Raw genomic sequence first — 21,963 nt, 5'->3', positions numbered from 1 at the left:
TTCCGTGTAGGAGGGCCGGCACTGCTCTCTGTGGCGAGAGTTAGGGTATCTGCACGCCCTCGTCCAGCAACATATCCACAAGGCGAATCAGTGGCAGGCCGATCAGGCTGGTGGCGTCTGGCCCTTCGGTGCTCTGGAACAGGCTTACGCCTAGCCCCTCGGCCTTGAAGCTGCCGGCGCAGTCGTAGGGTTGCTCGGCGCGCAAGTAGCGCTCGATGCGCTCTGAGGTCAGGATGCGCATCGTGACGGTAAATGGAATGCAGTCGACCTGGTAGTCGCCAGTCTTGCTGTTGAGCAGTGCCAGGCCGGTCAGGAACGTGACCTTGGTGCCGCTGGCAGCCAGCAGTTGTTTGCGCGCGTTCTCGAGGGTGTGAGGCTTGCCCAGGATGCGTTCGCCGAGCACGGCGACCTGGTCTGAACCGATGATCAGGTGCGCCGGGTAGTTGTCGGCCAGTGCCAGGGCTTTTTCTCGGGCCAGGCGCTTGACCAGTTCGTGGGCGGGCTCGCCGGGGCGATGGCTTTCGTCGATGTCGGGTGAGCTGCAGGCGAACGGCAGCCCCAGGCGGGCAAGCAATTCCCGGCGATAGACCGAGCTTGAGGCAAGTAATAAAGGCAGCATGGGCGGCTCCAAGAGGTAGGGGTGAATTCTAGCGAGGTGCGCAAGTGACGGACAGGGCTGAATTTCCTTTGACATGGCTGGGGGCATCCCTATAATGCTGCGCCTATGTTGAATGACCCGATTCCACCTCACGTTGACCCGCGCAAATTGGCTGACCGTGGCACCACCCTTCAAGGTGAACTGCTGCTGGCCGATTTGAAGAGACTCTGCGACCCGCTTTCCGACGATGTCGGTACGGTCCAGGCCAAATTCGTTTTTGAACGAGATGAACGTAAATCTGTGGTTATCCACAGCTTTATCGACACTGAAGTCAAAATGGTTTGCCAGCGTTGTCTTGAGCTGGTCACCCTGCCGATCCACAGCGAATGCAGTTACGCCGTGGTGAAGGAGGGTGCGAATACCCAGTCGTTGCCGAAAGGTTATGACGTGCTGGAACTGGGCGAAGATCCATTGGATCTGCAGTCACTGATCGAGGAGGAGCTTCTGCTCGCCTTGCCCATTGTGCCTGCTCATCATCCGGAAGAATGCCAGCAGCCGGCGGGAGCAGATGAGCCCGAACCGAGCGAGGACGAGGTAACGCGGTCCAACCCGTTCAGTGTATTGGCGCAGTTAAAGCGTGACCCAAACGTTTAGGAGTTAATCAATTATGGCTGTTCAGCAGAACAAAAAATCCCGCTCTGCCCGTGACATGCGCCGTTCGCACGACGCTCTCGAGGCTAGCACCCTGTCTGTAGAAAAAACCACTGGTGAAGTTCACCTGCGTCACCACGTATCGCCAGAAGGCGTATACCGTGGCCGTAAAGTGATCGACAAGGGCGCCGACGAGTAATCACTTGTCCGCTCAAGTCATCGCGATTGACGCAATGGGCGGGGACTTCGGTCCCCGCAGCATTGTTCAGGCCAGCCTTGCTTGTCTGAATGCTACGCCCTCGCTGCACCTGACCCTCGTCGGTCAACCCTCCCTCCTAGAAGAAATGCTCAGCGGCCAATCGGCTGTGGATCGTGCGCGCCTGACCATTGCTCCGGCGTCCGAAATCATCACCATGGACGATAAGCCTGCCCAGGCCCTGCGCGGCAAGCCTGACGCCTCGATGCGGGTAGCCCTTGAGCTGCTGCGCGATGGTAAGGTCCAGGCATGCGTCAGTGCTGGCAACACCGGTGCGTTGATGGCGCTGTCGCGCTACATGCTCAAGACCTTGCCGGGTATCGATCGGCCAGCGATGGTGGCGGCGATTCCGACTCAGCGTGGGTTTTGTCAGCTGCTCGACCTGGGGGCCAACGTCGATTGCAGTGCCGAACATTTGCTGCAGTTTGCGGTGATGGGCTCGGTCGCGGCGCAAACCCTGGGCATCGCGCGCCCTCGTGTGGCGTTGCTAAATATCGGCACCGAAGACATCAAGGGCAACCAGCAGGTCAAACTGGCGGCTGCGTTGCTGCAGGGCGCGCGGGGCATTAACTACATCGGTTTCGTCGAAGGCGATGGCTTGTACCGTGGCGAGGCTGATGTGGTGGTGTGCGATGGTTTTGTTGGCAATATCCTGCTCAAGTCTAGCGAAGGCCTGGCGACCATGATCGGCCAGCGTATCGAGACCTTGTTCAAGCAGAGCTTCGCCTCGCGGGTAGTCGGCGCCTTGGCGCTGCCTTTGATGCGTCGGTTGCAGGCCGATCTGGCGCCGGCGCGGCACAACGGTGCGAGTTTCCTCGGATTGCAGGGGATTGTGATCAAGAGCCATGGTTCGGCGGGCGTGCAGGGTTTCCAGAGCGCGATCAACCGGGCAGTGATCGAGATCCAGGAAAACCTGCCGGAGCGCCTGCACGGTCGCCTCGAGGATTTGTTAACTTAGGTGTTTTCGTCCGAGAATGCTTAAATGTGACCGGTCGGTTCAACCCGCCATCCAATTCTCAGTTTCCTAGCGCCCCCAGGGGCGTCAATTTTTGACGACAAGATCATTAGGGGCTTTGTTTTCATGTCTGCTTCCCTCGCATTCGTCTTTCCAGGACAGGGCTCGCAGTCCCTCGGCATGCTGGCCGAGCTGGGCGCGCAATACCCGCTGATCCTCGAAACATTCAAAGAAGCTTCCGATGCGCTCGGCTATGACCTCTGGGCGCTGACCCAGCAAGGGCCGGAAGAGCGCCTTAATCAAACCGATAAAACCCAGCCAGCGATCCTGACTGCCTCGATCGCATTGTGGCGTCTGTGGCTGGCTGAAGGCGGCGCGCGTCCGGCATTCGTCGCCGGTCATAGCCTGGGCGAATACAGCGCCCTCGTAGCCGCTGGCAGCCTGAGCCTGGGCGACGCGGTAAAGCTGGTGGAGCGTCGTGGCCAGTTGATGCAGGAAGCGGTTCCGGCCGGGCAGGGCGGCATGGCCGCGATCCTCGGCCTGGAAGATGCCGATGTGCTGGCCGCCTGTGCCGAGGCGGCGCAAGGCGACGTGGTCAGTGCGGTGAACTTCAACTCCCCGGGCCAAGTGGTCATCGCCGGTGCCAAGGCCGCTGTCGAGCGCGCCATCGAGGGTTGCAAGGCCCGTGGCGCCAAGCGCGCCATGCCGTTGCCGGTCAGCGTGCCGTCGCACTGCGAACTGATGCGTCCAGCTGCCGAGCGCTTTGCCGAGTCCATCGCTGCCATCGACTGGCAGGCCCCGCAGATTCCCGTGGTGCAGAACGTCAGCGCCAACGTGGCGCCGGACCTCGAGACCCTCAAGCGTGATCTGCTGGAGCAACTCTACAAGCCGGTTCGCTGGGTCGAATCGGTGCAGACCCTGGCGGCCAAGGGCGCGACCGAGCTGGTCGAATGCGGCCCTGGCAAAGTGCTGGCAGGCCTGAACAAACGCTGCGCCGAAGGCGTGTCGACTTCCAACCTCAACACCCCAGACGCCTTCGCTGCCGCCCGTGCAGCGCAGGCCTGAACAGGAGAAGCTTGCATGAGTCTGCAAGGTAAAGTTGCACTGGTGACCGGTGCAAGCCGTGGCATCGGCCAGGCCATCGCCCTGGAACTGGGTCGTCAAGGCGCCATCGTTATCGGCACCGCGACTTCCGCTTCGGGCGCCGAGCGTATCGCTGCGACCCTGAAGGAAAACGGCATCCAAGGCACCGGCCTTGAGCTGAATGTCACCAGCGACGAATCCGTTGCGGCGGTACTGGCAAACATTCAGGAACAGTTCGGTGCGCCGGCGATCCTGGTCAATAATGCCGGTATCACCCGCGATAACCTGATGATGCGCATGAAAGATGACGAATGGTTCGACGTGATCGACACCAACCTGAACAGTCTGTACCGGCTGTCCAAGGGCGTTTTGCGTGGCATGACCAAGGCTCGCTGGGGTCGAATTATCAGTATCGGTTCGGTTGTGGGTGCCATGGGCAACGCAGGCCAAGTAAACTATGCTGCGGCGAAGGCCGGTCTGGAAGGTTTCAGTCGTGCGCTGGCGCGTGAAGTGGGTTCGCGCTCGATTACGGTAAACTCGGTTGCACCGGGTTTCATCGACACCGACATGACCCGTGAACTGCCAGAAGCACAGCGTGAAGCCTTGTTGACGCAGATTCCGCTGGGTCGTCTGGGGCAAGCTCAAGAAATCGCGTCCGTGGTCGCTTTTCTTGCGTCGGATGGTGCGGCATACGTGACCGGGGCTACAATCCCGGTAAACGGCGGGATGTACATGAGTTAAATGTGACGGACTGCTTCAAAAAAATGTCATACGAGCTGTCTAAAATCCGTTATAAAGCTGCAATCAATTTATAGACGGCGGGCCGCAGGGTTTGAGGAGTGAAGCTTTCGGTTGAAAAACCGAAAAGTTCTTCTATACACTTACCCACCGGCCAGCTGCCTGAATTTGTCCATTAGGAGTGAAAACAAGGTATGAGCACCATCGAAGAGCGCGTCAAGAAAATCGTTGCCGAGCAACTGGGCGTTAAAGAAGAAGAAGTTGTGAACAGCGCTTCCTTCGTTGAAGACCTGGGTGCCGACTCCCTTGACACTGTTGAGCTGGTGATGGCTCTGGAAGAGGAATTCGAGACCGAGATTCCTGACGAAGAAGCTGAAAAGATCACTACTGTACAAGCTGCTATCGACTACGTTACCAGCCACCAGGGGTAATCGTTTTTAGTCGTCGCTAGCTGTCATGGAAAAACCGCACTGCCATCACGGCGTGCGGTTTTTTCTTTAGGCCTGATACAACGTCGTCATTAGAAAAAGGAGAGTGCTGTGTCGCGTAGACGCGTCGTAGTCACCGGTATGGGTATGTTGTCGCCACTGGGCACGGATGTGCCAAGCAGTTGGCAGGGCATTCTGGCTGGCCGCAGTGGCATTGGTCTGATCGAACACACCGACCTTTCTGCCTATTCCACCCGTTTTGGCGGCTCGGTAAAAGGCTTCAATGTCGAGGAATACCTGTCGGTCAAGGAAGCTCGCAAGCTTGACCTGTTCATTCAATACGGCCTGGCAGCCGGTTTCCAGGCCGTGCGCAACGCCGGGTTGGAGGTCACCGACGCCAACCGTGAACGCATCGGCGTGGCCATGGGGTCGGGTATTGGCGGCTTGACCAATATAGAAGAAACCAGCCGTACGCTGCACGAATCGGGGCCACGACGGATTTCTCCGTTCTTTGTGCCGGGCTCGATCATCAACATGATTTCCGGTTTCCTGTCCATCCACCTAGGTGCCCAGGGCCCCAACTACGCGATTGCCACGGCGTGCACCACCGGTACCCACTGCATCGGCATGGCCGCGCGCAACATCATGTACGACGAAGCTGACGTGATGATTGCCGGTGGCGCCGAGATGGCGGCTTGTGGTCTGGGCATGGGTGGCTTTGGCGCTTCCCGTGCGCTGTCGACCCGCAACGACGAGCCCGCCCGCGCGAGCCGGCCGTGGGACAAGGGCCGCGATGGCTTCGTGTTGTCCGACGGTGCCGGTGCGCTGGTGCTCGAGGAACTGGAGCACGCCAAGGCGCGTGGCGCGACCATCTATGCCGAGCTGATCGGCTTTGGCACCAGTGGCGATGCGTACCACATGACGTCGCCACCGGCCGATGGCGCCGGTGCTGCCCGTTGCATCGCCAACGCCTTGCGTGATGCGAAACTCAACGGCGAGCAGGTGCAGTACATCAACGCCCACGGAACTTCGACCCCGACCGGTGACTTGGCCGAGGCCCAGGCAATCAAGACCGTGTTCGGCGAGCACGCGTACAAGTTGGCGGTCAGTTCCACCAAGTCCATGACCGGTCACCTGCTGGGTGCGGCAGGGGCGGTGGAAGCGATCTTCAGTGTCCTGGCGATCAACAGCCAGACAGCGCCGCCGACCATCAACCTCGATGAGCCGGACGAAGGCTGCGACTTGGACTTCGTGCCGCACACTGCCCGCAGCATGGACATCGATGTGGTGCTGTCCAACTCCTTCGGCTTTGGCGGGACCAACGGTTCGCTAGTGTTCCGCCGGTTCGCCGGTTGATGGAAAGCTGGGTCGACGGTCTGCCGGCCGACGTCCTGTCGCTGAAAGATCGTGGCCTGGCTTACGGCGATGGGTTGTTCGAGACTCTCGCCGTGCACGATGGCGGGCCAGTGTTGCTGGACCGTCATCTGCAACGCCTGGAAGCCGGTTGCCGGCGGTTGGCGCTCAACGTCGACATGATCGCGTTGAGCAGCGAGCTGAATGCCTATGCCCGGAGCCTGGGCGCCGGCGTGTTGAAGCTGATCGTGACCCGTGGCGACAGTCTGCGCGGTTATGCCGCAGATCCCTCGACCCCGGCCCGACGCATCCTGCAAGGGAACCCACCAGCTGCTTATCCCGACGCCTATGCCGAACAAGGCGTTCTTCTGTTTCCCTGCCGCGTGCGGTTGTCCGAGCAGCCCTTGCTCGCCGGCCTCAAGCACCTCAATCGTCTGGAACAAGTGCTGGCTCGTGCCGAGTGGAGCGATGGGCAGTACGCCGAAGGCCTGATGCTGGATACGTCCGGGCGGGTGATCGAAGGTGTGTTCAGCAACCTGTTCCTGGTGCGCGATGGCGTGTTGTTCACGGCGGACCTGAGCCGTTGCGGCGTGGCCGGCGTGATGCGTGCAGAGTTATTGTTTCAAGCCAAGTCCCAAGGCATCGCCACGCAAATCACGGACATCAGTCTCGAACAGTTGCACCAGGCTGATGAAGTCTTCGTCTGCAACAGCGTTTATGGCGTGTGGCCGGTACGTGGATGCGGTTCTGCGCGCTGGTCGGTTGGCCCGCTCACCCGTAAACTGCAAACCCCTGCCCGTGCGCTATTGGATGTTTGATTCGTGAGACGTAAATTTTTGCTGCTGCTGGAGACTGGACTGGTTCTGGCAGGGCTGTTGTTGGGGGCTTCGGCCTGGAAGATTCATTCGGCGCTGCAACAACCGCTGAACATCACCCAGGAAGAATTGCTGGACGTGCCCAACGGGACCACCCCGACCGGAACCTTCAAGCGCCTCGAAGCCGATGGCCTGATCAAGGACGCCTTCTGGCTACGGATCTATTGGCGTTTGAATCTCGCCGGTCAGCCACTGCATTCCGGTGAGTATCGGATGGTGCCGGGCATGACCATGGAAGGCCTGATCGGCGTCTGGAAACGCGGAGAAGTGGTGCAGTACAGCGTGACGCTGGTAGAGGGCTGGAATTTCCGTCAGGTGCGCGCCGCGCTGACCAAGGATGAAAAACTCCAGCAGACCCTCACTGGCCTGAGCGATAGTCAGGTCATGGACCGTCTTGGTCACTCCGGGATATTTCCCGAAGGCCGGTTCTTCCCGGACACCTATCGCTTCGTGCGCGGCACCTCGGATGTCGACCTGCTGAAAAAAGCCTACGACCGCTTGGAAGACGTGCTCGCCAAGGAGTGGGCGCAGCGTGCCGCCGAGGTGCCTTACACCCAGCCGTATCAGGCGCTGATCATGGCGTCGTTGGTGGAGAAGGAAACCGGTGTGCCCCAGGAGCGGGCGCAGATTGCCGGCGTCTTTGTGCGGCGCATGCGCCTGGGCATGCTGCTGCAGACCGATCCCACGGTGATCTATGGTCTGGGCGAGCGCTACACCGGCAAACTCACCCGCGCCCATTTGAAAGAAGAAAACCCCTACAACACCTACCTGATCCCGGGCTTGCCGCCGACGCCGATTGCGATGGTGGGACGCGAAGCGATTCATGCGGCATTGAACCCGGCGTCGGGCAATAGCCTTTATTTCGTCGCGCGCGGTGATGGCAGCCACGTGTTTTCCGATGACTTGGAGTCGCACAACCACGCGGTGCGCGAATTCCAACTCAAGCGCCGTGCCGATTACCGCTCCAGTCCGGCCCCGGCAACGCCGGACGAGCAGGTGCCGCCCGAGCAATCTGCTCCCGAGCCGAATGCCAGCGAGCTGCCAAGCTCGCAATGAACGTTGATAAAGGATCGCCTGTGACTGGCTTGTTTATAACGCTGGAAGGCCCGGAGGGTGCAGGCAAGAGCACTAACCGCGAATACCTGGCCGAACGCCTGCGGGCCGCCGGCATCGAGGTGGTGTTGACCCGCGAACCGGGCGGTACACCGCTGGCCGAGCGAATTCGCGAGGTACTGCTGGCGCCCATTGACGAGGTCATGAACCCCGACACCGAGCTGTTGCTGGTGTTCGCAGCCAGGGCACAGCATCTGGCCGAGGTGATTCGCCCGGCGCTGGCCCGTGGCGCGGTGGTGCTCTGCGATCGCTTTACCGATTCGACCTATGCCTATCAGGGTGGCGGCCGAGGCTTGTCCGTGGAGCGCATCGCCGCGTTGGAAACATTCGTCCAGGGTGACCTGCGGCCAGACTTGACCCTGGTGTTCGACCTGCCGGTGGAAATCGGCCTGGCCCGCGCCAGTGCCCGTGGTCGGCTCGATCGTTTCGAGCTTGAGGGCCAGGCTTTCTTCAACGCCGTGCGCAGTGCCTTCCTGAGTCGCGCCAAGGCCGATCCGGCACGTTACCTGCTGATCGATGCCGCGCAACCGCTGACCCAGGTCCAACAGTCCCTGGACGGTTTGCTGCCGCGTTTACTGGAGCGTGTCCGTGGCTGAAGCCTATCCCTGGCAGGACGGTCTCTGGCAGCAACTGGCCGGTCGTGCCCAGCATGCCCATGCCTATCTGTTGCATGGCCCGGCCGGCATCGGCAAGCGGGCACTGGCCGAGCGCCTGATGGCCAGCCTGCTGTGCCAGCGTCCGGGTGTCTCGAATGCCTGCGGCGAGTGCAAGTCCTGTCTGCTGCTCAAGGCGGGCAGCCATCCCGACAATTACGTGCTGGAACCGGAAGAGGCGGACAAGGCGATCAAGGTCGATCAGGTTCGGGACCTGGTCAGCTTCGTGGTCCAGACATCACAGATGGGCGGGCGCAAGGTGGTGCTGATCGAGCCGGTCGAGTCGATGAACATCAATGCCGCCAACGCCTTGCTCAAAAGTCTGGAAGAGCCTTCCGGCGATACCGTGCTGCTGCTGGTCAGCCACCAGCCCAGTCGCTTGCTGCCGACCATCAAGAGTCGCTGCGTGCAACAGGCCTGCCCACTGCCGAGCGAGGCGATGAGCCTGCAGTGGCTGGCCCAGGCCTTACCTGACAGCAGCGATGAAGAGCGTGTCGAGTTGCTGACCCTGGCGGCCGGCTCGCCCCTGGCGGCTGTCAGCCTGCAGGCCCAGGGCGTGCGGGAGCAGCGGGCCTTGGTGGTGGACGGGGTCAAGAAACTGCTCAAGCAGCAGCAATCCCCCACGCAACTGGCCGAGGGTTGGAACCCGATCCCGTTGCTCTTGCTGTTTGACTGGTTCTGCGACTGGTCGAGCCTGATCCTGCGTTACCAATTGACCGAGGACGAGGCCGGCCTGGGGTTGGCGGACATGCGTAAGGTGGTCCAGTACCTGGCGCAAAAAAGCAGCCAGGATAAAATCTTGAACATTCAGGACTGGATTCTTGCCCAACGTCAGAAGGTGCTGGGCAAAGCGAACCTCAATCGGGTGTTGTTGCTCGAGGCGCTGTTGGTGCAGTGGGCGAGTTTGCCTGGTCGAAACTGACTAGACTCAGCTCAATCGCAGCGGAGATCAGTATGAACGAACCTGTCAGTCCCGGACCCCGCAACGGCATCCTGTCCCTGACTATCAAGGACAAGTCGGTGCTTTACGCCGCCTACATGCCCTTCATCAAGAATGGCGGCCTATTCATTCCCACCAACAAGAATTATCGCTTGGGCGATGAAGTGTTCATGCTCTTGAGCCTGATGGATGAAGCGGAAAAGATTCCAGTCGCCGGCAAGGTGATCTGGATGACGCCCAAAGGCGCCCAGGGCAACCGGGCCGCCGGCGTGGGTGTGCAATTCAGCGACGGCGACAACTCAGCCCGCAATCAGATCGAAACCCACTTGGCCGGCTCCCTGCAGTCCGACCGTTCCACTCATACGATGTAGCCCGGCCTTTTATGCTTGTAGATTCCCATTGTCACCTTGACCGTCTCGACCTCGCTGCCCATGGCGGTTCCCTGGATGCTGCGCTGGACGCGGCCCGTGAACGGGGCGTTGGTCATTTCTTGTGCATCGGCGTCAGCGTCGACAACGCCGCCGACGTCAAGGCTCTGGCCGAACGTTATGCCGATGTCGATTGCTCGGTCGGTGTCCACCCGCTGGATGTCCAACCCGACGCTGCGCCTGCGCTCGATTGGCTGCTGCGTGAGCTGGACCATCCACGGGTCGTCGCCATCGGCGAAACCGGCTTGGACTATCACTACGAACCGGAAGCCGCCGACGTGCAGCAGGCGTCGTTCCGGCTGCACCTGGAGGCCGCCCGGAAAACCGGCAAGCCGGTGATCATCCACACTCGTGGCGCCCGGGCCGACACCCTGGCCTTGCTGCGTGACGCCGCGCTGCCCCAGGCGGGGGTGCTGCATTGCTTCACCGAAGACTGGGACATGGCCAAGGCCGCCCTGGACATGGGTTATTACATTTCCTTGTCCGGGATTGTCACGTTCCGCAATGCTGATGCATTGCGCGACGTTGCCAGCAAAGTGCCGGCTGATCGGTTGTTGGTGGAGACCGACTCGCCTTACCTGGCGCCCATTCCCTATCGTGGCAAGCCGAACCTTCCGCAATACGTACGGGAAGTGGCAGAGTTTCTGGCGATGCTGCGCGGTGAGTCCTACGAGCGATTGGCCGAGCAGACGACGGAAAATTTTAAGCAATTGTTTCCACTGGCTCACGTGCGTTCGGTGCAAGCCTGAATTCCATGCAAAAAAAACCCGGGTTCTGGGGGGTGAATCCGGGTTAAGACCATTAGGAGTAAAACAAAGGCACGCGGTCCGTTGGTACCTTTATCGTCGCGTCACTTGGGGGAGATGTCGCGCCGACAGTTCAAGTATTGATCAGTATGCCAACCCGTCCAGTCTGGTCGGGGCGGTTTTTAAACAAATTTGGAATACGCCTGCTTCGGATAAGTTCTCACTGTCGCCAAAGCTTGCAGGTGCGGCACATTGGCGTGAGAAACGGCGAGCCGGGTGTGTACGGTTTTGTGAAGAACAGTGGCCGGGAACGGATGATCCGTGCATTTTTGCGTAAGTTAGGCATAATACCCGGCTTCGAATTTTGACCCTTCAGACCTTTTTCTTATGCACAAAGAACCCCGTAAGGTCCGTGAGTTTCGCCGCCGCGAGCAGGAAATTCTCGACATCGCGCTCAAGTTGTTCCTCGACCAGGGTGAAGACAGTGTCACCGTCGAGATGATTGCGGATGCCGTGGGTATCGGCAAAGGCACGATTTACAAACATTTCAAATCCAAGGCAGAGATCTACCTGCGCCTGATGCTCGACTACGAGCGTGATTTGAACGAGCTGCTGCATTCGGCCGATGTGGACAAGGACAAGGAGGCGCTGTCCCGGGCCTACTTCGAGTTCCGCATGCGCGATCCGCAGCGCTACCGCTTGTTCGATCGCTTGGAAGAGAAGGTGGTGAAGGGCAACCAGGTGCCGGAGATGGTCGAGGAGTTGCACAAGATCCGTGCTTCGAACTTCGAACGCCTGACCCTGCTGATCAAGGGCCGGATCAGCGAAGGCAAGCTCGAAGACGTGCCGCCTTATTTCCATTACTGCGCTGCCTGGGCGCTGGTGCACGGCGCGGTGGCGCTGTATCACTCGCCGTTCTGGAGCAACGTGCTGGAAGACCAGGAAGGTTTCTTCCAGTTCCTGATGGACATTGGCGTGCGCATGGGCAACAAGCGCAAACGCGATACCGACGTCCCGAACAACTGACATCCAGATGCCTTATTGCGCCATGTCCGCTTACATGGCGCAGTGCCCCAGGAATATACTCAGGCTTGGGTCTTGCGAAATCTTGATTTCTAGGTCAGTTTTCGCAAGTCCGATTTTTCTCGTGCCGGAGTGATCCATGATCGTTGATCGTCAAGGCAGGCGTTTCCGTAATCTGCGGATCAGCCTGACCTCCGCCTGCAATTACGCCTGTACCTACTGCGTGCCTGACGGCAAGCGGTTGGTGGCTGCGCAGGATGAACTGTCGGCCGAGGCCATGGCGCGTGGCGTAGCCTATTTGATCGAAGCCGCCGGCATCGAGCGGCTGCGTATCACGGGCGGCGAACCGTTGGTCAGCCCCAAGCTCGAGCGTTTCATGATGGCGGTGGGGCAGATGGGCCTGGAGGACATCAGCCTGACCACCAATGGCCAGTTGCTGGCGAAAAAACTACCCTTGCTGGTAGATGCCGGTATCCGTCGCATCAACGTTTCCCTCGACACCCTGGACCCCGCCGCGTTTCGCAGTATCGCCCGTGGCGGCGACCTGGCGACCGTGCTCGACGGCATGGAACAGGCCCGGGCCGCCGGGATGAAGATCAAGGTCAACATGGTGCCGTTGCGCGGGCAGAACCTGGACCAGGTGATGCCTTTGCTCGAGTACTGCCTGGAACGTGGCTATGAGTTACGTTTCATCGAGTTGATGCGCATGGGACACCTGGCCAGCGACTCCAACGCCTTCCTGCAGCAGTTCGTCAGCCTCCAGCAACTGCTCAGCCTGATCGGCGATCAGTACGAATATCTGCAAGCCGATGCGCCGGTGGATGCTACGGCGGTGCGCTATGAGATACCGGGGCAGGGGCACTTTGGCGTGATCGCCAACGAAAGCGTGCCTTTTTGCCGTACCTGTTCGCGCCTGCGGTTGTCTTCCACGGGCTGGCTGCACGGCTGCCTGTCTTCGAGTAACCGTCACTTCGTCGGCGACCTGTTGGACAAGCCGCGCCACCAGGCATTGCCGGCGCTTCAGCGCTTGTTGGTCAAGGCGCTGGGGGACAAGCAGGAAGTGGCATTCTCCGGCGGCGCAACCATCATGAAAATCATCGGCGGTTGACCGACTCGACCAAGTGCCCTCTGCTGTAGGAGCTGCCGAGTGCAACGAGGCTGCGATCTTTACCCAAACCATTGAGTCGTGAGTGAACGCCCAGTAGATCAAGATCAAAAGATCGCAGCCTTCGGCAGCTCCTACGGGTTATCGCGCACGCTCATCCTGCAAGCTGGCGCAAAAGCTGCATCCCACGACCATTCGCCGGTTTTCCGACACCGGTTTTTGGAGGGTAGGATGCGTAGCCTGGTTTTGCTGCTGGCCGTTTTGGCGCTTGGTGGCTGCATGAATGTCAGCGACATGGGAGAAGGTGTTCGTTACCACATGAGCGACGCCGGCCTGCTGGACCATAGTGACAGCCGTCGTGTGAACAACCTGCGTATTCAGCCCGACTCCTTCATCTACATCGCCCAGGGCGCTTTCGCTCCGCCAGGCAGTGCCTATCCGCGTCCCAACGTCGTGGCCGAGGAAGCCTTCAATGGCTTCATCGAGTATTTCCCCATGGTCCGTCGCGCCCGCACCCCCGAAGGGCTCGATCAGGCCATGGGCGAAGCCCGTTCCGCCGGGGCCCATTATTTGCTGTACACCCGCTTCGCCAAGGCCGACAACCGCATCGGCAACACTGACGAATGGCAGGATGAAGAAGCCTTGGATCGCTTGGGTATCGATACCAGCGTCATTCAAATCATGTTGATCGAGACCAGCACCCAGTATTTGATTGATACTGCACGTATCAAGAGTCGCGGCGGTTTACTGACGTGGCACGACAAGCAGCCCCAGGACCTCATCGCCACGCCTTTGCGTGAATATGCCCGCAGCCTGCTGGGGATGAGCGACGAATAAATAATCAGGAGTCACCATGAGCGGACCGCAAAAAGCCAATGATTTGCTGGGGCAGATCCCCAAGACCAAAGGCCTGCCGCCGGTCCACTTGTGGAATCCCGACTTCTGCGGCCACATCGACATGCGCATCGCCCGGGACGGCACCTGGTACTACCTGGGTACGCCCATCGGACGAAAGCCGATGGTCAAGCTGTTCTCCACCATCATCCGCCGCGACGGCGATGATTACTTTCTGATTACCCCTGTGGAAAAAGTCGGTATCAAGGTTGATGACGCGCCATTCGTGGCCGTGATCCTTGAGGTCGAAGGGCAGGGGGAAGGGCAGTTATTGCGCTTCACCACCAATGTCGAGGAAACCACCGAGGCCGGTGCCGAGCATCCGCTGCGGGTGGTGATCGATCCCCAGAGCCAGGAGCCCGCGCCCTACGTGCATGTGCGCAGCAATCTCGAAGCGCTGATCCATCGAAACGTGTTCTACCAACTGGTGGAGCTGGCGGTCAGCCGCGAGATCGATGGGCAGCGCTGGTTGGGCGTGTGGAGCGGCGGCGAATTTTTCCCCATCGGCCTGGAACCATAACCCCTGTGTGAGCGGGCTTGCTCGCGAAGGCGCCGGCACATCCAACCTCTTCTCAACTGACCCACCGCTATCGCGAGCAGGCTCGCTCCCACAGTGGTAGGCAAAATTCAAATTGACACCCAATCATATGATGATTAGCGTGGGCCTCCAATAAAAGTGACCCGCGGGGTTTTCATGTCCAGCAGTTTTCATGCATCGACCGTCGATTGGCTGGGGGGCTGGATAGCCGCCGGCCAGGTCAAGCCTGGGCAAACCATCAAGGTCGAGGCGGACTTGGGCGAGCAACTGGGCGTCAGTCGCACGGTGATTCGCGAGGCGATCAAGACTCTGGTAGCCAAAGGCATGCTGGAAGTCGGGCCGAAAGTCGGCACGCGGGTGTTGCCGGTGCGGCGCTGGAATCTGTTCGACCCCCAAGTGGTTGGCTGGCTGTCACGCAGCGGCCTGCCGGAAAACTTTGTCGATGACTTGCTGGACCTGCGTCGCACCATCGAGCCGATGGCGGTGCGCTGGGCCTGTGAGCGGGCCACGGCCGATCAGGTGCAGGCGATCCGCCTGGCCTACCATGCGCTGGAACGGGCGGTGGACAGCGGTGCTGATTACAACCGCGCCGACCAGTTTTTCCATGAGTGCATCCTCGCTGCCAGCCATAATCAGTTCATCGAGCAAATGGTCCCGGCCCTTGGTGCGCTGCTGGCGGTGTCGTTCGAAGTATCGGCGGCCGACCCGGATGAGCTGCGCCGCACCTTGCCCATCCACAAGGACATCGCCGACGCCATCGGCGCCCGTGACGCGGCGCGTGGCGTCTGGGCCTGTATGACCCTGATCGATAACGCTGACCTGGCCATCAAACGTTTTTACCCCAATGTCATGGCCGGTCGAACAGACGCTGCCGGGCAAGCCGGGAACGGGAGGTTTCAATGAAGTGGATGGCTGTGACGGAGCACCGGGCAAAGTTGGGCGAGGGACCTTTCTGGGACGAGCTGACCCAGGCGTTGTATTGGGTCGATATCGTCGGCAAGCAGGCACTGCGCCTGATCGGCGCCAACGTACAGATCTGGCAGATGCCCGAGCATGTGTCCGCTTTCATTGCGACCCAGAGTGGCGACGCCTTGGTGACCCTGAGCAGTGGGGTCTACCGCCTCGATCTCGATTCTCCGGGCCTGGAGCCGCGCCTGACGCTGCTGTGCATGGCCGATCCCCAGCCTGGCAATCGCGCCAATGAGGCCCGTTGCGACGCCCTGGGTCAACTCTGGCTCGGCACCATGCAGAACAATATCGGTGACGAAGGCGAGGATTTGCCGATCAAGCGGCGTTCCGGCGGGCTGTTTCGCGTCGCGGGTGATGGCCGGGTCACGCCCTTGTTGCGCGGGCTGGGTATTCCGAACACCTTGCTCTGGAGCCCCGATGGCACCACGGTGTATTTCGGTGAGAGCCTGGATGGCACGTTGTATCGGCACTTTATCTACCCTGATGGCACCCTAGCGCCTGCCGAAGTCTGGTTCGGCCCGCACCCGCGTGGTGGCCCGGATGGTTCGGCGATGGATGCCCGAGACTACATCTGGAATGCCCGCTGGGACGGCAGTTGCCTGTTGCGGCTGAACCCGGACGGGGAGGTTGATCGGGTGATCGAACTGCCCGTCAGCCGCCCGACCAGTTGTGTGTTCGGCGGCGAAGACCTCAAGACGTTGTACATCACCAGTGCGGCGAGCCCATTGGGTCATCCGCTGGACGGTGCTGTGCTGTCGATGCGTGTCGATGTGCCTGGCGTGGCGTGTACAAGGTTTGCAAGTAATATCTCAAAATATGGGATCTAAATATATATATTGAGATTATTTGGCGGTCGGGTTTATAGTCGGCTCCATCGGCAATACACACTCACACTAAAAAAACAAAACAGGTGAAGTGATGCAGCGATCTTTCCCCTTACGCCCCGGCGGCGTATGCCGGCCACTGTTCTTTCAAGTGCCTTTGCGCCGGTCATCCGTGGATGCCCGGTTTTTGTCGTGCCCGTGCGCAGGAGGTTTTAACCATGGCTGAGCCCTTGGTTTTGCCACCCGTGCCGGAGCCACCGAAGGGCGAGCGCCTGAAAAACAAGGTCGTGCTGTTGACCGGTGCCGCCCAAGGCATTGGCGAGGCCATCGTCGCGGCGTTCGCGTCGCAACAGGCTCGGCTGGTGATCAGTGACATCCAGGCGCAAAAGGTCGAGGCGGTGGCCGCCCACTGGCGTGAGCACGGGGCCGATGTGCAAGCGCTGCAGGCCGATGTGTCGAAGCCGCAGGACTTGCAGGCCATGGCCCGTCGCGCCGTTGAGCTGCATGGCCGTATCGATGTGTTGGTCAACTGCGCCGGCGTCAATGTCTTCCGTGACCCGCTGCAAATGTCCGAAGAAGACTGGCGCCGTTGCTTCGCCATCGACCTGGATGGCGCCTGGTACGGTTGCAAGGCAGTGTTGCCACAGATGATCGAGCAGGGCGTGGGCAGCATCATCAACATTGCCTCCGTCCATTCGTCCCACATCATTCCCGGCTGTTTTCCTTACCCGGTGGCCAAGCATGGCCTGCTCGGTCTGACTCGCGCCCTGGGCATCGAATACGCACCCAAAGGGTTACGCGTCAACGCCATCGCACCGGGTTATATCGAAACCCAGCTGAACGTCGACTACTGGAACGGTTTTGCCGACCCCCATGCCGAACGCCAGCGTGCGCTGGATTTGCACCCGCCACGGCGCGTCGGGCAACCGATCGAAGTGGCAATGACGGCTGTGTTCCTGGCCAGTGACGAAGCTCCGTTTATCAATGCCTCATGCATCACCATCGATGGAGGACGTTCGGTCATGTACCACGACTGAATATTCCTGGATTGCAGTCGGAAACTTCGCCTGCAATCCAATCATCATACGATATGACTATTCAGGCCTATGCTGTGTAGCCACTTGATGTAACCGCCCAGCCTGCGCATTTTCACCGACGGTGGAGCAGAGCCCTGGACGTTTGGCTTTCAATAAAAAAAACAAGGAGTCAACTATGAATCATCGTCGTGGGATCCGTTCCCTGTGTCGCGCCGCCCTGGCGGTTACCGCGGTCAGCCTTAGCAGCAACTTGCTGGCGGCTGATCCCGTAAAAATCGGTTTCCTGGTCAAGCAGGCCGAGGAGCCTTGGTTCCAGACCGAATGGGCGTTCGCCGAGAAGGCGAGCAAGGACAAAGGCTTTGAGTTGATCAAGATCGCCGTGCCTGATGGCGAGAAGACCCTCTCGGCCATCGACAGCCTGGCCGCCAACGGTGCCAAGGGCTTCGTGATCTGCCCGCCGGACGTATCCCTTGGCCCGGCCATCGTGGCCAAGGCCAAGCTCAACAATCTCAAGGTGATTGCTGTGGACGACCGTTTCGTCGACGCCAGCGGCAAGTTCATGGAAGACGTGCCGTACCTGGGCATGGCGGCATTCGAGGTGGGCCAGAAGCAGGGCGACGCGATGGTGGCTGAAGCGAAAAAGCGCAACTGGGATTGGAAGGATACCTACGCGGTCATCAACACCTACAACGAACTGGACACTGGCAAGAAGCGCACTGACGGTTCGGTCAAGTCCCTTGAGGAGGCCGGCATCCCAAAAGACCACATCCTCTTCGCCGCCCTGAAGACCCTCGACGTACCCGGCAGCATGGACTCCACCAACTCGGCCTTGGTTAAACTGCCAAGCGCCGCGAAAAACCTGATCATCGGCGGCATGAACGACAACACCGTGCTGGGCGGCGTGCGCGCCACGGAAGCGGCCGGGTTCAAGGCGGCCAATGTTATTGGCATCGGCATCAACGGCACCGACGCCATCGGTGAACTGAAAAAGCCTAACAGCGGCTTCTTCGGTTCGATGCTGCCAAGTCCGCACATCGAAGGCTACAAGACCGCTGAAATGATGTACGAGTGGATCACCACCGACAAGGAACCGCCGAAGTACACCGCCATGGACGAGGTAACGCTGATCACCCGGGAGAACTTCAAGCAGGAGCTGGAAAAGATCGGCCTGTGGAACTGACGGTCGGTTGATTCAGAAGCGGCCCCTGGTCACATGAGTGGCGGGGTCGCTTGATCTCTGTAAGTTCGAGGTGGTTATGCAAGCGCAAACAGCGACACGGCAACACAACATCGGCGCCAGCTTGCGGTTCAACGGGATCGGCAAATCCTTTCCCGGCGTGCAGGCGCTGGCCAATATCAGTTTTGTCGCGCATCCGGGGCAGGTGCATGCCTTGATGGGCGAGAACGGCGCGGGCAAGTCCACGTTGCTGAAGATCCTCGGGGGCGCCTACATCCCGAGCAGTGGCGACTTGCAGATCGGCGAACAGACGATGGCGTTCAAAGGCACCGCTGACAGCATCGCCAGTGGTGTGGCGGTGATTCACCAGGAGCTGCATCTGGTGCCGGAAATGACCGTCGCGGAAAACCTGTTTCTCGGCCATTTACCGGCGCGTTTCGGCCTGGTCAATCGTGGCGTACTGCGCCAGCAGGCACTGACGCTGCTCAAAGGCCTGGCCGACGAAATCGACCCGCAGGAAAAAGTCGGTCGCCTGTCCCTCGGCCAGCGTCAATTGGTGGAAATCGCCAAGGCCTTGTCTCGTGGCGCCCATGTCATTGCCTTCGACGAACCCACCAGTAGCCTGTCGGCCCGGGAAATCGACCGTTTGATGGCGATCATTGCCCGCTTGCGAGACGAGGGCAAAGTGGTGCTGTACGTCAGCCATCGCATGGAAGAAGTATTCCGTATCTGTAATGCGGTGACGGTGTTCAAGGACGGTCGTTATGTACGGACCTTCGAAAACATGAGCGAGCTGACCCATGATCAACTCGTCACGTGCATGGTCGGTCGCGACATCCAGGACATCTATGACTACCGTCCTCGAGAGCGCGGCGATGTGGCGCTGCAAGTGAGGAACCTGCTGGGGCCGGGCTTGCGCGAATCGGTGAGTTTCCAGGTGCACAAGGGCGAGATCCTCGGCTTGTTCGGGCTGGTCGGTGCCGGTCGTACCGAGCTGCTGCGCTTGCTCAGTGGCTTGGAGCGCCAGCGCGAGGGAAGTCTCGTGCTGCATGGCAAGGAACTGAAACTGCGTTCACCAAGGGATGCCATCGCCGCTGGCGTGCTGCTGTGCCCGGAAGATCGCAAGAAGGAAGGCATCATCCCGTTGGGCAGCGTGGGTGAGAACATCAACATCAGTGCGCGCCCGGCTCATTCCGCGCTTGGCTGCCTGTTGCGTGGCGACTGGGAACGGGGCAACGCCGACAAGCAGATCAAATCGCTGAAAGTGAAGACGCCGGCGGCCAGCCAGAAAATCATGTACCTGTCCGGCGGCAATCAGCAGAAGGCTATTCTTGGTCGCTGGCTGTCGATGCCGATGAAAGTCCTGTTGCTGGACGAGCCCACTCGCGGCATCGACATCGGCGCCAAGGCGGAGATCTACCAGATTATCCACAACCTGGCGGCCGAGGGCATCGCGGTGATTGTGGTGTCCAGCGACCTGATGGAGGTGATGGGCATTTCCGACCGAATCCTGGTGCTCTGCGAAGGGGCCATGCGCGGCGAGCTGCCGCGTGACCAGGCCAACGAATCCAACCTGCTGCAACTGGCGCTGCCGCGCCAACGCGTTGCCGACGCGGCGAACTGAGAGGTAAATCATGACCATTCAAAACAATGCACTGCCAACGGCACGCAAACCCCTGGACCTGCGCCGCTTCCTGGATGACTGGGTCATGCTGCTGGCGGCCGTCGGCATCTTCGTGCTCTGCACCCTGATGATCGACAACTTCCTGTCGCCGCTGAACATGCGCGGGCTGGGCCTGGCGATTTCCACCACCGGCATCGCGGCCTGCACCATGTTGTATTGCCTGGCGTCCGGGCACTTTGATTTGTCGGTCGGTTCGGTGATTGCCTGTGCCGGCGTGGTCGCGGCGGTGGTGATGCGCGACACCAACAGCGTGTTCCTCGGCGTCAGCGCGGCGCTGGTGATGGGCTTGATCGTCGGTCTGGTCAACGGCATCGTCATCGCCAAACTGCGAGTCAATGCGTTGATCACTACCCTGGCGACCATGCAGATCGTCCGTGGCCTGGCCTACATCTTCGCCAGCGGCAAAGCAGTGGGTGTGTCGCAGGAATCGTTCTTCGTGTTTGGCAACGGCCAATTGTTCGGCGTGCCGGTGCCGATCCTGATCACCATCGCCTGCTTCCTGTTTTTCGGCTGGCTGCTGAATTACACCACCTATGGGCGCAACACCATGGCCATTGGTGGCAACCAGGAAGCGGCGTTGTTGGCGGGGGTGAACGTTGATCGCACCAAGATTATCATCTTTGCCGTGCATGGCTTGATCGGCGCCTTGGCCGGGGTGATCCTGGCGTCGCGCATGACCTCGGGCCAGCCGATGATCGGCCAAGGCTTCGAACTGACCGTGATCTCGGCTTGCGTGCTGGGTGGGGTGTCGTTGAGCGGTGGCATCGGCATGATCCGTCACGTCATTGCAGGCGTGCTGATTTTGGCGATCATCGAAAACGCGATGAACCTGAAGAACATCGACACCTTCTACCAATACGTCATCCGCGGCTCGATCCTGCTGCTGGCGGTGGTGATCGACCGCTTGAAGCAACGCTGAACCTTGCAGCAACCGGGCCGGCCGCTTTCGCGAGCAGGCTCGCTCCCACAGGTTTTGTGCCAGGGCGCAGCACCCCGGCACAGCGCAGGTCCAATGTGTGGGAGCGGGCTTGCTCGCGAAGGCGTTCCTCCAGATACAGACACCGACGCTCACCCCGCCTTGCGCAACGCCTCTATCAATTCCTGCTTACGCATCTTCGAGCGCCCGGGAATGTTTTTCGCCCGGGCTTCCGTCATCAAGCTGTCCACGGTCTGGGTCGCACGGGAGGTTTTGCTGGTGCGCGGCTGGCCTTCGCGGGTCTTGGCAGCGCGGCGGGCCGATTCCTTGCGGTCGGTTTTCTTGGCCCTTGCCGGTTTTTCCTTGCCTGAACCACCGGAGCGTTCGCCACCACCGGACTGCTTGTTCACGGTCGCCCAGGCGCGTGCCTCGGCTTCGTTTTCGGACACACCTTTTTTCTCGTAACTTTTTTCAATGTGTGCGGCCTTGCGTTTTTGTTCGGCGGTGTATTTGTCTTTGCTTCCACGAGTCATGGGATGTTCCTCCTCAAATGCCTGAGCAGAGGCTATTGGCTGGCGGCGCCCCCTTCGGAGCCCGAACCACCGGTCGTGGTTTTCGAGCCCACTCCAGTCTCGGCATTATCAGGTGCAGTCGAGTCCGGTGTATTCATGCCGCCTTGGCGCCCCGTGTCATTACCCTGCACGCGCGGATCGGTGCCAGTGGCGGGTGGCTGGCCATTGTTCAGGCCGTCGCCAGTACCGTCGTTGTCCAACTTGGGCAGGCCTTGCGTGGCGGGGGAGTTGGGCGCTTGCACGGGATCGGTAGGCCCGGTGCCGGAGGTGGAAGCTGCGAAGGCCATCGAGGACAGCAGCGCGGCGAAGGTGAATGCGGTCAGCCTTGAAGTGGTCATGGGTGTCGCCTCCATTTTTTAGAATGCTTTCCCGATCTTGGGCCTCGCTGGATTTGGGTTGGTGCCTCG

At 60.2% G+C, this 21,963-nt stretch carries 26 protein-coding genes; 23 read left to right on the top strand and 3 right to left on the bottom strand.

The window, feature by feature from the left end:
- Positions 1-40: 40 nt before the first annotated feature.
- Positions 41-619, bottom strand: a complete 579-nt coding sequence (locus tag AACY31_RS22800) for a Maf family protein (RefSeq protein WP_339482188.1) — start codon at positions 617-619, stop codon at positions 41-43.
- 105 nt (positions 620-724) lie between these two features.
- Between AACY31_RS22800 and AACY31_RS22795 the strand changes: the two genes are divergently transcribed.
- From AACY31_RS22795 to araH, 23 genes are all read left to right on the top strand, one after another.
- Positions 725-1,252: a YceD family protein gene (locus AACY31_RS22795; RefSeq protein WP_003204262.1), complete on the top strand. Its 528-nt coding sequence runs from the start codon at positions 725-727 to the stop codon at positions 1,250-1,252.
- Positions 1,253-1,265: 13 nt separating this feature from the next.
- Positions 1,266-1,448, top strand: a complete 183-nt coding sequence (gene rpmF, locus AACY31_RS22790) for a 50S ribosomal protein L32 (RefSeq protein WP_003179396.1) — start codon at positions 1,266-1,268, stop codon at positions 1,446-1,448.
- Between the two features lie 4 nt (positions 1,449-1,452).
- A complete protein-coding gene (plsX, locus tag AACY31_RS22785; protein WP_339482189.1) occupies positions 1,453-2,463 on the top strand; it encodes a phosphate acyltransferase PlsX in 1,011 nt (336 codons plus the stop codon).
- A gap of 123 nt (positions 2,464-2,586) precedes the next feature.
- Positions 2,587-3,525 carry an ACP S-malonyltransferase gene (gene fabD, locus AACY31_RS22780; RefSeq protein ID WP_003204258.1) on the top strand — a complete coding sequence of 313 codons (939 nt, stop codon included), beginning with the start codon at positions 2,587-2,589 and terminating at the stop codon, positions 3,523-3,525.
- Between the two features lie 15 nt (positions 3,526-3,540).
- Positions 3,541-4,284, top strand: a complete 744-nt coding sequence (gene fabG, locus AACY31_RS22775) for a 3-oxoacyl-ACP reductase FabG (RefSeq protein ID WP_339482193.1) — start codon at positions 3,541-3,543, stop codon at positions 4,282-4,284.
- 191 nt (positions 4,285-4,475) lie between these two features.
- Positions 4,476-4,712: an acyl carrier protein gene (acpP, locus tag AACY31_RS22770; protein ID WP_339482194.1), complete on the top strand. Its 237-nt coding sequence runs from the start codon at positions 4,476-4,478 to the stop codon at positions 4,710-4,712.
- Positions 4,713-4,820: 108 nt separating this feature from the next.
- Entirely contained in the window at positions 4,821-6,065 is a 1,245-nt protein-coding gene (gene fabF / locus AACY31_RS22765) for a beta-ketoacyl-ACP synthase II (protein WP_339482196.1), read from the top strand.
- On the top strand, positions 6,065-6,880 hold the full coding sequence (gene pabC / locus AACY31_RS22760) for an aminodeoxychorismate lyase (protein ID WP_339482197.1): 816 nt from the start codon (positions 6,065-6,067) through the stop codon (positions 6,878-6,880). The genes fabF and pabC overlap by 1 nt, the downstream gene beginning before the upstream one ends.
- Before the next feature lie 3 nt (positions 6,881-6,883).
- Positions 6,884-7,993, top strand: a complete 1,110-nt coding sequence (mltG, locus tag AACY31_RS22755; protein WP_339505106.1) for an endolytic transglycosylase MltG — start codon at positions 6,884-6,886, stop codon at positions 7,991-7,993.
- A 20-nt stretch (positions 7,994-8,013) separates the two neighbouring features.
- On the top strand, positions 8,014-8,646 hold the full coding sequence (tmk, locus tag AACY31_RS22750; protein WP_339482199.1) for a dTMP kinase: 633 nt from the start codon (positions 8,014-8,016) through the stop codon (positions 8,644-8,646).
- Entirely contained in the window at positions 8,639-9,625 is a 987-nt protein-coding gene (locus AACY31_RS22745; protein ID WP_339482200.1) for a DNA polymerase III subunit delta', read from the top strand. The genes tmk and AACY31_RS22745 overlap by 8 nt, the downstream gene beginning before the upstream one ends.
- A gap of 32 nt (positions 9,626-9,657) precedes the next feature.
- Positions 9,658-10,014 (top strand): PilZ domain-containing protein, encoded by a 357-nt coding sequence (locus AACY31_RS22740; protein WP_339482202.1) that lies wholly within the window; start codon positions 9,658-9,660, stop codon positions 10,012-10,014.
- 11 nt (positions 10,015-10,025) lie between these two features.
- Positions 10,026-10,820 (top strand): TatD family hydrolase, encoded by a 795-nt coding sequence (locus tag AACY31_RS22735; RefSeq protein WP_339482203.1) that lies wholly within the window; start codon positions 10,026-10,028, stop codon positions 10,818-10,820.
- 384 nt (positions 10,821-11,204) lie between these two features.
- Positions 11,205-11,843, top strand: a complete 639-nt coding sequence (locus AACY31_RS22730; RefSeq protein WP_339482204.1) for a TetR/AcrR family transcriptional regulator — start codon at positions 11,205-11,207, stop codon at positions 11,841-11,843.
- Positions 11,844-11,979: 136 nt separating this feature from the next.
- A complete protein-coding gene (locus AACY31_RS22725) occupies positions 11,980-12,948 on the top strand; it encodes a GTP 3',8-cyclase MoaA (protein WP_339482205.1) in 969 nt (322 codons plus the stop codon).
- Between the two features lie 228 nt (positions 12,949-13,176).
- Positions 13,177-13,782: a DUF4823 domain-containing protein gene (locus AACY31_RS22720; protein WP_339482206.1), complete on the top strand. Its 606-nt coding sequence runs from the start codon at positions 13,177-13,179 to the stop codon at positions 13,780-13,782.
- Positions 13,783-13,798: 16 nt separating this feature from the next.
- Positions 13,799-14,359, top strand: a complete 561-nt coding sequence (locus tag AACY31_RS22715; RefSeq protein ID WP_339505105.1) for a DUF1285 domain-containing protein — start codon at positions 13,799-13,801, stop codon at positions 14,357-14,359.
- 174 nt (positions 14,360-14,533) lie between these two features.
- Positions 14,534-15,280 carry a FadR/GntR family transcriptional regulator gene (locus AACY31_RS22710; RefSeq protein ID WP_339482210.1) on the top strand — a complete coding sequence of 249 codons (747 nt, stop codon included), beginning with the start codon at positions 14,534-14,536 and terminating at the stop codon, positions 15,278-15,280.
- Positions 15,277-16,173 carry an SMP-30/gluconolactonase/LRE family protein gene (locus tag AACY31_RS22705; RefSeq protein WP_339505104.1) on the top strand — a complete coding sequence of 299 codons (897 nt, stop codon included), beginning with the start codon at positions 15,277-15,279 and terminating at the stop codon, positions 16,171-16,173. The genes AACY31_RS22710 and AACY31_RS22705 overlap by 4 nt, the downstream gene beginning before the upstream one ends.
- A 215-nt stretch (positions 16,174-16,388) precedes the next feature.
- Entirely contained in the window at positions 16,389-17,207 is an 819-nt protein-coding gene (locus tag AACY31_RS22700; RefSeq protein WP_339482213.1) for an SDR family oxidoreductase, read from the top strand.
- A 175-nt stretch (positions 17,208-17,382) separates the two neighbouring features.
- A complete protein-coding gene (locus tag AACY31_RS22695; RefSeq protein WP_339482214.1) occupies positions 17,383-18,387 on the top strand; it encodes a substrate-binding domain-containing protein in 1,005 nt (334 codons plus the stop codon).
- A gap of 76 nt (positions 18,388-18,463) precedes the next feature.
- On the top strand, positions 18,464-20,008 hold the full coding sequence (araG, locus tag AACY31_RS22690; RefSeq protein WP_339482215.1) for an L-arabinose ABC transporter ATP-binding protein AraG: 1,545 nt from the start codon (positions 18,464-18,466) through the stop codon (positions 20,006-20,008).
- A 10-nt stretch (positions 20,009-20,018) separates the two neighbouring features.
- Positions 20,019-20,987: an L-arabinose ABC transporter permease AraH gene (gene araH / locus AACY31_RS22685; RefSeq protein WP_339482216.1), complete on the top strand. Its 969-nt coding sequence runs from the start codon at positions 20,019-20,021 to the stop codon at positions 20,985-20,987.
- 149 nt (positions 20,988-21,136) lie between these two features.
- Here the strand turns inward: araH and AACY31_RS22680 are convergent, their stop codons facing one another.
- On the bottom strand, positions 21,137-21,517 hold the full coding sequence (locus AACY31_RS22680; RefSeq protein WP_339505103.1) for a Rho termination factor N-terminal domain-containing protein: 381 nt from the start codon (positions 21,515-21,517) through the stop codon (positions 21,137-21,139).
- Between the two features lie 32 nt (positions 21,518-21,549).
- On the bottom strand, positions 21,550-21,894 hold the full coding sequence (locus AACY31_RS22675; protein ID WP_339482218.1) for a hypothetical protein: 345 nt from the start codon (positions 21,892-21,894) through the stop codon (positions 21,550-21,552).
- Between the last annotated feature and the right edge of the window lie 69 nt (positions 21,895-21,963).

Source organism: Pseudomonas sp. RL_105y_Pfl2_101 (assembly GCF_963970585.1).
Taxonomy (GTDB): domain Bacteria; phylum Pseudomonadota; class Gammaproteobacteria; order Pseudomonadales; family Pseudomonadaceae; genus Aquipseudomonas.
This window is presented reverse-complemented; position numbering and strand designations above follow the sequence as displayed.

What these genes read in the sequence shown, in the direction of transcription:
- AACY31_RS22800 (WP_339482188.1), bottom strand. Translation starts at nt 619, where the DNA reads ATGCTGCCTTTATTACTTGCCTCAAGCTCGGTCTATCGCCGGGAATTG.
- AACY31_RS22795 (WP_003204262.1), top strand. Translation starts at nt 725, where the DNA reads ATGTTGAATGACCCGATTCCACCTCACGTTGACCCGCGCAAATTGGCT.
- rpmF (WP_003179396.1), top strand. Translation starts at nt 1,266, where the DNA reads ATGGCTGTTCAGCAGAACAAAAAATCCCGCTCTGCCCGTGACATGCGC.
- fabD (WP_003204258.1), top strand. Translation starts at nt 2,587, where the DNA reads ATGTCTGCTTCCCTCGCATTCGTCTTTCCAGGACAGGGCTCGCAGTCC.
- fabG (WP_339482193.1), top strand. Translation starts at nt 3,541, where the DNA reads ATGAGTCTGCAAGGTAAAGTTGCACTGGTGACCGGTGCAAGCCGTGGC.
- acpP (WP_339482194.1), top strand. Translation starts at nt 4,476, where the DNA reads ATGAGCACCATCGAAGAGCGCGTCAAGAAAATCGTTGCCGAGCAACTG.
- pabC (WP_339482197.1), top strand. Translation starts at nt 6,065, where the DNA reads ATGGAAAGCTGGGTCGACGGTCTGCCGGCCGACGTCCTGTCGCTGAAA.
- AACY31_RS22740 (WP_339482202.1), top strand. Translation starts at nt 9,658, where the DNA reads ATGAACGAACCTGTCAGTCCCGGACCCCGCAACGGCATCCTGTCCCTG.
- AACY31_RS22735 (WP_339482203.1), top strand. Translation starts at nt 10,026, where the DNA reads ATGCTTGTAGATTCCCATTGTCACCTTGACCGTCTCGACCTCGCTGCC.
- AACY31_RS22730 (WP_339482204.1), top strand. Translation starts at nt 11,205, where the DNA reads ATGCACAAAGAACCCCGTAAGGTCCGTGAGTTTCGCCGCCGCGAGCAG.
- AACY31_RS22725 (WP_339482205.1), top strand. Translation starts at nt 11,980, where the DNA reads ATGATCGTTGATCGTCAAGGCAGGCGTTTCCGTAATCTGCGGATCAGC.
- AACY31_RS22720 (WP_339482206.1), top strand. Translation starts at nt 13,177, where the DNA reads ATGCGTAGCCTGGTTTTGCTGCTGGCCGTTTTGGCGCTTGGTGGCTGC.
- AACY31_RS22715 (WP_339505105.1), top strand. Translation starts at nt 13,799, where the DNA reads ATGAGCGGACCGCAAAAAGCCAATGATTTGCTGGGGCAGATCCCCAAG.
- AACY31_RS22710 (WP_339482210.1), top strand. Translation starts at nt 14,534, where the DNA reads ATGTCCAGCAGTTTTCATGCATCGACCGTCGATTGGCTGGGGGGCTGG.
- AACY31_RS22705 (WP_339505104.1), top strand. Translation starts at nt 15,277, where the DNA reads ATGAAGTGGATGGCTGTGACGGAGCACCGGGCAAAGTTGGGCGAGGGA.
- AACY31_RS22700 (WP_339482213.1), top strand. Translation starts at nt 16,389, where the DNA reads ATGGCTGAGCCCTTGGTTTTGCCACCCGTGCCGGAGCCACCGAAGGGC.
- AACY31_RS22695 (WP_339482214.1), top strand. Translation starts at nt 17,383, where the DNA reads ATGAATCATCGTCGTGGGATCCGTTCCCTGTGTCGCGCCGCCCTGGCG.
- araG (WP_339482215.1), top strand. Translation starts at nt 18,464, where the DNA reads ATGCAAGCGCAAACAGCGACACGGCAACACAACATCGGCGCCAGCTTG.
- araH (WP_339482216.1), top strand. Translation starts at nt 20,019, where the DNA reads ATGACCATTCAAAACAATGCACTGCCAACGGCACGCAAACCCCTGGAC.
- AACY31_RS22680 (WP_339505103.1), bottom strand. Translation starts at nt 21,517, where the DNA reads ATGACTCGTGGAAGCAAAGACAAATACACCGCCGAACAAAAACGCAAG.
- AACY31_RS22675 (WP_339482218.1), bottom strand. Translation starts at nt 21,894, where the DNA reads ATGACCACTTCAAGGCTGACCGCATTCACCTTCGCCGCGCTGCTGTCC.